The organism is Terriglobales bacterium (assembly GCA_035454605.1).
GTDB lineage: Bacteria > Acidobacteriota > Terriglobia > Terriglobales > Acidobacteriaceae > DATMAB01.
In genome coordinates this window covers 1-8,721 of sequence record DATIGQ010000066.1, presented here as the reverse complement: position 1 = coordinate 8,721, position 8,721 = coordinate 1, and the positions used below count along the sequence as shown (strand labels likewise).

The window sequence follows — 8,721 nt, the reverse complement described above, 5'->3', positions numbered from 1 at the left end:
CGGCAGCGACTGCCGCATCCGCTCCTACAGCGTGATCAGTGATTGCGAGATCGAGAGCGGCGTCACCATTCGTCCCGGCTGCGTTCTCGACCAGTCACGAGTGCGCCGCGGCGCCGTTCTCGGCCCCTATTCCCACCTGCGCCCGGGAACCGACGTGGGCGCGGGCGCGCACGTGGGCAACTTCGTCGAAACCAAGAAGGCGCGCCTAGGCCGCGGCTCCAAGGCCAACCACCTCACCTACCTGGGCGATGCCGAGATCGGCGCCGGCGTCAACGTCGGAGCCGGGACCATCACTTGCAACTACGACGGGGCGCGCAAGCACGTCACTGTGATCGAGGACCGCGCCTTCATCGGCAGCGACACCACGCTGGTCGCGCCCGTGCGCGTAGGACGCGGCGCCTACGTCGGCGCCGGCTCTTCCATCACGGAGAATGTCCCCGCCGGCGCGCTGGCCATCGCCCGCGGCCGCCAGGTCAACAAGCCAGGCTGGGTACGGCGAAACAAGGGGCAGTCGGCCAAGAAAAAAGCCCGCCACTAGGCGGGGCTCAGCGCTGCGGCACGTCTGCACGGCTGGCGAAAAGAGGGGGTGGGCCTGCCGAAGTTTCTAGCCCCGGCATGCCCACTTTGAGGTACTGGGGGTTTGTATATAAGACGCACCCCAGCGAAAAAGGTTCCGTCGATTTTTCGCGCGTGCGGCGACTCACCGCGACGCGGTCCGCCTCCTGGGCAGCCTGTCCCCGGCGCTTTACGCCCTCGGTGCCACCACTTCCTTCTTTTTCTCCAGGATGCCGCGCAGCAGGGCGATGAGGTCGGCCACCTCGAAGGGCTTGATGACCCGCTGCACCTGGGTTTCCTGCACGAAGCGCCGCACCGAGCCCTCGGTGATGTCGTTGGAAAAAGTCATGATGACACAGCTTTCCAATTCCGGTCGCGTCTCGGCGATCCAGCGATAGACTTCCAGCCCTCCCCAGGGACCAGGCATGTGGCTGTCCAGCACGATGGCGTCGAAGCTCTCGTGCTGCAGTCGCGCGATGGCCTCGTCGCCGCGCTTCATGGCCACCACGTCGGCTCCGGCGCCGGTCAGCACTTCGCGCTCGAAATCGAGCACCGCGTCCTCGTCGTCCACCAGCAGGATCTTCCCGCGCATCTTCTCTTCCCCGGGCGTCACCCGGCGGCGCTTCTCGGTCCGCACCGCGGGGTTACGGACCGCAGGCAACCGCACCTGGAACACCGCCCCGCCCTCCGCCGCGTTGCGGGCCACGATCTCTCCGCCGTGCTCCTTCAGGATGCCGTAGCAGATGCTTAACCCCAGTCCCGTTCCTTTGCCCACCGCCTTGGTGGTATAGAAGGGATCGAACACGCGCTTGGGATCGCGCATGCCGGGGCCGTTGTCCTGGATCTCCGCGCAGACGTGATCCCCGTCCATCAACACGCGCGTGACCAGCTTTCCCTCGCGGCCCGCTTCCTGCATGGCGTCCACCGCGTTGTTGATGATGTTCAGGAACACCTGCTCGAGCTGGTGCTGGTCGGCGACGACGCCCGGCAGCGGCGTCTCCGATTCCTGGCTCACCGCGATGTTCTTCATGCGCAGATCGTACTCGCGCAGGGTGAGCGCCTCCTCCAGCACGCGCCGCAAATCGATGTTCTGCCGCTGTGGCTTTCGCTGCCGCGCGAACGACAGCAGGTTCTGCACGATGCGATGCGTCCGCTGCGCCTGCTTGTACAGCTTTTGCACGAAATCGCGCACCCGGTCGCTCAGGTTCTCGTTCTCCAGCAACTGGGCGTAGCCCAAGATGGCGGTCAAAGGGTTGTTCAGCTCGTGCGCCACGCCGGAGATGAGCTGCCCCACCGCGGACATCTTCTCGCTCTGCAGCAGTTGTTCCTGCGTCTGCCGCAGGTCCTCGTAGGCCCGCACCGTCTCTTCGTAGAGCCGCACCTTCTCGATGGTGGTGGCCAGTTGGCGCCCGATGGCGATCAGCAGGTTCTCGTCCGTGGCGCTGAATTCCCGCGGCGTGCGGCTGCTCACTCCCAGCACGCCCACGATCCGGTCCTTGATCCACAGCACCGCCCACAGCCACGACTTCAGCCCTTCCGCGGCGGCATAGTCGGCGACGAACTGGGGAAGTTGCGGCAGGTGCAGGTGGGTGATGAGCTGCGTGCGCGAACGCCGCACTCGTTCCCAGAAATCTTCGTTGACCTGCACTTCCAGCGGCGGCGACTCCGCTCCCTGGTGGCCGAACGCCGCCCGCCGCTCCAGCACGTGCCTCTCTTCGTCCGCCAGGTAGATGGCGCCGGTGTCGGTGCGGAACAGCTCCATGACCTGCTGCAGCGTGACTTCGAGGATCTCCGGCAGTTCCAGCGAGTGCGTGGCGGTCACCGCGATGGTGTTCAGGGCATGCAGTTCGCGGTTGCGCCGCCGCATCTCTTCTTCCGCCCGCTTTTTGGCGGAGATGTCCAGCATGAATCCCTGGAAGCAGTCCACGGCGCCGGTGGTGTCCCGTGACGCAAAGCTGGTCTCCAGCACCGTGATGCGGCTGCCATCTTTGCGTCGCAGCGTCACCTCGTAGTTGCGCACGAAGTTCGCCGACTCCATCTCCTTGCAGAACGCTTCCCGCTGGTCGGGGGCGGCGTAGATGTCGGTGCCCATGTTGAGCTTCAGCACTTCCTCACGGCTGCCGTAGCCCAGCATGCGCGCGAAGGCGTCGTTGGAATCCAGCAGTTTTCCGCTGGGAGCCGCGATGTAGACGCCCTCCTGCGCCTGCTGGAACAGCAGCCGGTACTTCTCTTCCGCCGTGCGCTGGTGGGTGATGTCCTTGATGATGTGGATGGTGCCCAGCTGTTCCGGACCCCCTTCGCTGTACGACGACGTGGAAACCAGCGAGAAGCCGCCGAAGCACGGGTCGGGAGCTTCGCCGAACAGTCCGGCAGACCGCGAGCAGTACGGGCAGCCGCTCCAGCGATCTCCCACCCGGGGTAGCACCGCCTCGCAGGTGCTCCCCAGCACCGATGCCGGCTTGCGCACCAGCCGCCCCAGCAGCGCCTGGTTCACCTTCATGATGCGGAACTGTGCGTCGTGCACCAGGATGGAGTCTTCGATGGAATCGAAGGTGCTCGCCAGTTGTCGCTGCGAGCGCACCACTTCCTCCAGCATCCTCAGGTTCTCTACCGCCAATCCGAGTTGATCCGCGGTCGTGCACAAGAAATCAATCTCATCGGCGCGGCTGTGCCGGAAGAAACGGTAGCCCAGCGCCAGCAACCCCAGCACCCCGTGCTTGCCGCGCACCGGCACCAGCGTTGTATAGCGAATGCCTGCCCGCCGCAGTTGTTCCCCGGTTTCGGTGGTCATCTCCTCCACCGGGACCAGGCGTGGCACCCCTTCCAGGAACACCTCCTGCGCCGGGGTGCCCGGAATCTCCACCGAGTGGCATTCGCGCGCGAGTCCCTCGGGCAGGCCGATGTAGTGGGCCATCAGCAGTTGTTCTCCCTCCAGCCGGCGGAACCAGGCCGCGCGTGCCCCCATCAGGGACTTCAACTCGGAGAGGACGGCGTTCATCATTTCCCCGAAGTCCTGCGCCTGCGAGAGCGCGGAGGTGATGCCGTGCATCACTTGCAGGCGGGTCGTCCGCGTGCGCGATTCGTCGAGCACGATGACCACCATACCCATTCCCACCACCAGCTCGATCACGCCCTCGTAGGCGGGGAGCAGGGGCTGCAAGGGCATCAGCAGCAGGCTCAGGGCAAACAGCATGGGACCCCGGGCGCGACGCCCAAACGCGAACACTGCGAGCTGTATCGCGGCCGTCGCGGAAATGGCCATCTGCAGCCCGAAGCACAGCACATCCATGGCTTCGGACTCCGGCAACCACATGGTCCGGGCCAGGGCCGCTTGCAGCGCTACGGCGGTGGCGGCCGCCAGGGGCAGTAGCAGCCTGCGGTTATCGATGAAGTAGAGAACGCTGGCCGCGAACGAGGTCAGCGCCAGCACGAACCCTGCTTCGGAAAGCGCCGGCCAGACGGTCTGTCCGGGAACCGCATACATCCCGTTCACCGCCGCGAACTTGTAGACCAGGTAGGCTACCCAACCCTGGATCCACAGCAGCAGGTAGCGCTCGCGAAAGCTGCGGTACACCAGCACCCCGCCGGCCAGCAACACCAGGATGGTGGTCGCCTGCGATAGAAACTCCGCAGCGGCGAACCGGTGCAGCAGGTTGTATGTGAACCAGCGCTCCAACCCCATGCCTTCGCCGGGAAGGGTCATGCCCTGTATACCACGGAATTCTTCCGCGGCACCGTGCTTTCCCGGGTTCTCTTACATTGTCTTTCAAAAGACTCTGTGTACAATGGCCGTGGCCGAACCGAAGTAACTCTGCGTAACGTTACCTTTTTCGTGTTCCATGAGCGCTGAGCGCATCCTCATCGTCGACGACGAAGAATCCATACGGGAAATCGTTTCCTCCATGTTGGGAAGCGCCGGCTATCAGTGCCGCCAGGCGGCTTCCGGGCTGGAGGCCCTGGCCATCCTCGACTCCGGCGCGGAGTTCGAGCTCATGCTCTCCGACCTCATGATGGCGGAACTGGACGGCATCGGCCTGCTGGAGCGCGTGAAGGAAAAGTACCCGGACATGCCCGTCATCATGGTGACCGCCGTCCATGACATCTCCATTGCCCTGGCGGCCATCCGCAACGGCGCTTACGACTACTTGCTGAAGCCCTTCGAGCGCGAACAACTTTTGGCCACCGTCCGCCGCGCCCTGGAGAACCGCCGCCTTAAGGTCGAGAACCGCAACTACCAGTCCAACCTGGAACAATTGGTGGCCTCCCGCACGGAACAGCTCCGCCAGGCCATGGGCGATCTGGAACGCTCCTACGACATCACGCTCGAAGCCCTGGGAGATGCGCTCGACCTCAAGGACGCCGAAACCGAGGGGCACTCCAAGCGGGTTACGGCATTCACCATCGCTATCGCCCGCGCCATGGCCTTGCCGGCAGAACAGATCCGCGTCATCGCGCGCGGCGCCTTCCTGCACGACATCGGCAAGATGGCCATCCCCGACGCCATCTTGCGCAAGCCCGGCTCCCTCACCGAAGAGGAAATCGCTATCATGCGCGAGCATTGCTATCGCGGCTACCAGATGCTGCGCAAGATCCCTTTCCTCACTGAAGCCGCCGAGATCGTCTATTCCCACCAGGAACGCTTCGACGGCACCGGGTATCCTCGCTCCCTCCGCGCCGAGCAGATTCCCCTGGGGGCCCGCATCTTCTCCATTGCGGACACTCTCGACGCCATCACCAGCGACCGTCCCTATCGCAAGGCCCAGTCCTACGCCGCCGCCAAAGAGGAGATCAACCGCTGGGTCGGAAAGCAGTTCGACCCCGAGGTCGTGCGCGTGTTTAACACCATGCCGGAAAGTATCTGGGATGAACTACGCCGCGAGATTAACGCCCAGGTCTTCCAGTTCTCGGCCGCTCAAGGTCAGCTCTCCCGAGCGTAGGTCTCCACGCGGCTGCTTCGGCAGCCTGCCACCTACCGCAGATTAGAACTGGAAATGGAAAAAGAACCGGGATCGCCGCACTCCCGGTGAGGAAACTACGCGACTTCCAGCGACTTCGCGACCCGGTCCAGGCGCTCCCGGATCCGTGCGATCTCGCGTTCGGCCTGCTGTTCCCAAGGATCGGACAGCCCTCTGGCTTCCGTCCCCTGGTACAGAAAGGGGATAGCCACCTTCCAGCCGCCCAGGCCCAGGGTAACGCCTGCCAGGCTCCCCAGACCAAGCACGGCCAGCGGTATGGCCCATCGCCGCAGTCGCTCTTTGGTTTCGGCGCTCATATCTCTCTCTATATCATGAGACGCCGTCGGCGTAGCGAAAGTTGCAGGTGGTTCTCAAATGGAACCCCCACTTTTGTGCTACTCGCGGGAGAACAGTCGCCCCAGCAGGCCCTTCTGCCGGCCCGCCGGGAAGCCCAGGCGGACCAGCAGGGTGTCGACGTCGGCTTCCGACGCCGGTGCCGCGTCCTTGCGGTGGCGGATCATCTCCTGGAACGATGTGAAGCGGTCGATGCAGTACAGGCAGCCGCGCACGTGGGCCTCCGCCACTTCCCGCTCCCGCCATGCAATCTGCCCGTTGACCAGGTTGTTGAAGGTCTTCCACGGAAGGCAAGTCTCGGTCCGTGCCTGCTCCGCCGCTTCGATCAGGGCATGCACGGAGCCGCTGAACACCTCGGTCACCGGCCCCGGCAGCAACCCTGCCATGCGTTCCTGGGCTACTCCCTTGACGGCTTCCGCAGTGGCAGCCGCGTTCATGATCATGGACGCGATCTGCTCCGCCCCGTAGCCCTTTACGTACAGCCAGAGCATCTCCCGCTCTACCAGCGAGAGCCCTTCGATGAGTTGCCCATACTGCTCCAGGGAAATGCGCGGCACCGGCACCCGCGCCTCCTCGCGACCGTGTACGAACACCTGTTCCCGGAATGCCATCAGGAACTCGCGCTCGTTGGCGAAGCGCAGGCCGCGGAACCAGGCGTTGTCCTGCGCTCGCGCACGCTCGAACACCGCCGCCACATGGTGGTCCAGCTCCGGTTTCAGCACCCCGAAGTAGTGCTCCAGCAACCGCCGGCCGATGGTCAGGTAGTCGCGGACGAACTCCTGCCAGCCGCGCCGCTCCCCGCGGGCGCAGTCCTCGGCCATGGCAAAGATGGTGCGAACAGCCATCGCGGAGTCGATGGTAGCAGACGACCCGGGGAGCCCCTCAGTGGGTGTCCGGCGGCGGGGTCAACACCGGCTTCTCCAACCGGTGATCGGTCTGCTTCACCGGCACCAGTTCGCGCGCGGGCTTGTCCAGCCGCCGTTCCTCGAGCACCAGCTCGCGCTGCAGCACCATCTCCACCGCCGATCCCGATTCCAGGCGAACCTCGTTGCCGCGCGAGAGCAGACCGATCAGCACGCCTGCCGCCCCGCCGACTCCGGCTCCGACTGCCGCACCCTTGCCGCCGCTCGCCACCCCGCCGATCACGGCGCCAGTCGCTGCGGTACCGGCGGCGGTGGCTACGTCCCGCCCCTTGCTGCCTTCGGCCTGGATCGTGCCTTCATCGTCCTTCACGGTCTTGTCCTCGGAGCCGGGAACGCTCTCCAGAGCGCCGGGCAGGGTCACCGTGTAGCCGTTGGGGAAGATCAGCGTGGTGAAGTGCAGCAGCAGTTCGGCGCGCCCCTTCACCCGTCCGGAACGCTTCACCGAAGTAATCTCGCCCTGCACGTACGTCCCCGCCGGAATGACGATACGGTCGTTCTGGGTCACCGGAAACGTGGTTTCCAGGTAGACCCCGTCGCCCGGCCGGGCGCTCTTGGTCGAGACTGCGTGCTTGAGCACCAGCGGCACCTTGGTCCCCGCCGGAACCACGATCCTGGCCGGAGCGTCCTCCGCCGTCGCCTCCGGCTTCGTGTCGGTCGCTTTCGGCGCGGTCGCCGTCGCCTCATCCGGTCCCTGGGTTGCGAACGCCAGCGCCGTAGTCAGTAACAATATCCCTAGCACGCGCATATCTGAACTCTCCTCCGCCTTGCTCCATCCGTCGCAGGTGCTACCGGTTCCCTTAGACGCCTACTTTCGGACAGCAGTTGGCTCCTCCGTCCCAACCCCTTTCGGTGCCCACGCCTGCACGATGGCGCGTGCCATCTGTGCCACCAGCAGCTCCGCCTGGTTCTCTGGCGTCCAACTCCGGTCCTGGTTGTCGTAGGTAAAGATCGAGATCACGATCGGCCCCGTGGTCGTGTAAACCAGCGCTACATCGTTGCGAACCTCATCCAGCGCCCCGGTCTTGTTGGCGATCGCACTGCCTTCTTCCGACGTATCGATCGTCTCCAGGTACCGCGGAATCATCTTGCGGTCCTGCTGACCCCTCAGGATCTCGATCATACGCCGGCAGAGCGCCGCGTCTTTCAATTCGCACCGCTCGATGGCCTCCATCACCGCCGCCATTTCCCGCGCCGTGGTCTTGCCCAGCCCGAACTGTTTCTGGTCCGCCGGAACCTGACCCTCCGCCGGCTTGTACACCTTCTTGTAGAGATGCGTGTTCTTCAGACCCATCGCCGCCAGCCGCTGGTTCACGGCCGGGATACCGACCTGGTCGATCACCAGGTTCGTAGCCGTGTTGTCGCTCAGCACCATCATCAGCACGATCGCGTCCTCAAGGGTCACTTCGAGCCCCGAGTGGAGAAACGTGAGCACTCCCGAACCGGGCACCTTGTTATCGTCATTCAACACCACTCGGTCGCTGAGGTTTCGCCGCCCGGCCTTCACCTGCGCGAACGCCTCCAGCATGACGGGCACCTTGATCACCGACGCCGTCGGCACCGGCCGGTCCGCGTCAAGGGCGACCACTTCTCCCGTCCGCAGGTGCTTGGCATAGAGAGCGACCTTGCCCGGATGCGCCCGCGCCATGGCCTCCAGCCTTTGTTGAAGATCACCAGCCGCCCAACCCGGCGGCGCCGCCAGCAGCAAGGCCGGCACCAAAACACCAAACCTGGAAGTCCTCGGCATTGATTCCTTGTCCTCTGCTCTTGCCTTCGTCTTTCCCTTTGTGTCCTTCGTGGTGAGCTCTTGATGAGAGATCAATACAGCAGATACTTCCGCCTTCTCTTCACAAACTCACTCAATGTTTCCTGCCAACCACTTGCAATCACTTCAGGATCCTCATCCCGCGCCAATGCCTCCACCACCTTCCGATTGC

General features: G+C 64.5%; 7 protein-coding genes. 2 read left to right on the top strand and 5 right to left on the bottom strand.

What is annotated here, in order from left to right:
• A partial coding sequence (locus VLE48_04660; protein ID HSA92280.1) for a DapH/DapD/GlmU-related protein occupies positions 1–538 on the top strand: 538 nt, incomplete at its 5' end.
• Positions 539–745: 207 nt separating this feature from the next.
• Here the strand turns inward: VLE48_04660 and VLE48_04655 are convergent.
• Positions 746–4,258, bottom strand: a complete 3,513-nt coding sequence (locus tag VLE48_04655) for a GAF domain-containing protein (protein ID HSA92279.1) — start codon at positions 4,256–4,258, stop codon at positions 746–748.
• A gap of 136 nt (positions 4,259–4,394) precedes the next feature.
• Here VLE48_04655 and VLE48_04650 point away from each other — a divergent pair, with 136 nt between their 5' ends.
• Complete coding sequence (locus tag VLE48_04650; protein ID HSA92278.1) at positions 4,395–5,492, top strand: HD domain-containing phosphohydrolase; 1,098 nt, start codon at positions 4,395–4,397, stop codon at positions 5,490–5,492.
• 95 nt (positions 5,493–5,587) lie between these two features.
• Here VLE48_04650 and VLE48_04645 read toward each other — a convergent pair whose 3' ends face one another.
• The 4 genes from VLE48_04645 to VLE48_04630 all read right to left on the bottom strand — a co-directional run bounded on the left by VLE48_04645 (position 5,588) and on the right by VLE48_04630 (position 8,432).
• Positions 5,588–5,827 (bottom strand): hypothetical protein, encoded by a 240-nt coding sequence (locus VLE48_04645; protein HSA92277.1) that lies wholly within the window; start codon positions 5,825–5,827, stop codon positions 5,588–5,590.
• A 78-nt stretch (positions 5,828–5,905) separates the two neighbouring features.
• Positions 5,906–6,709: a hypothetical protein gene (locus VLE48_04640; GenBank protein ID HSA92276.1), complete on the bottom strand. Its 804-nt coding sequence runs from the start codon at positions 6,707–6,709 to the stop codon at positions 5,906–5,908.
• 37 nt (positions 6,710–6,746) lie between these two features.
• Complete coding sequence (locus VLE48_04635) at positions 6,747–7,532, bottom strand: hypothetical protein (GenBank protein ID HSA92275.1); 786 nt, start codon at positions 7,530–7,532, stop codon at positions 6,747–6,749.
• A 60-nt stretch (positions 7,533–7,592) separates the two neighbouring features.
• The gene (locus VLE48_04630; protein HSA92274.1) at positions 7,593–8,432 is read right to left on the bottom strand and encodes a serine hydrolase; all 840 of its coding nucleotides are present in this window, start codon (positions 8,430–8,432) and stop codon (positions 7,593–7,595) included.
• Positions 8,433–8,721 lie beyond the last annotated feature (289 nt).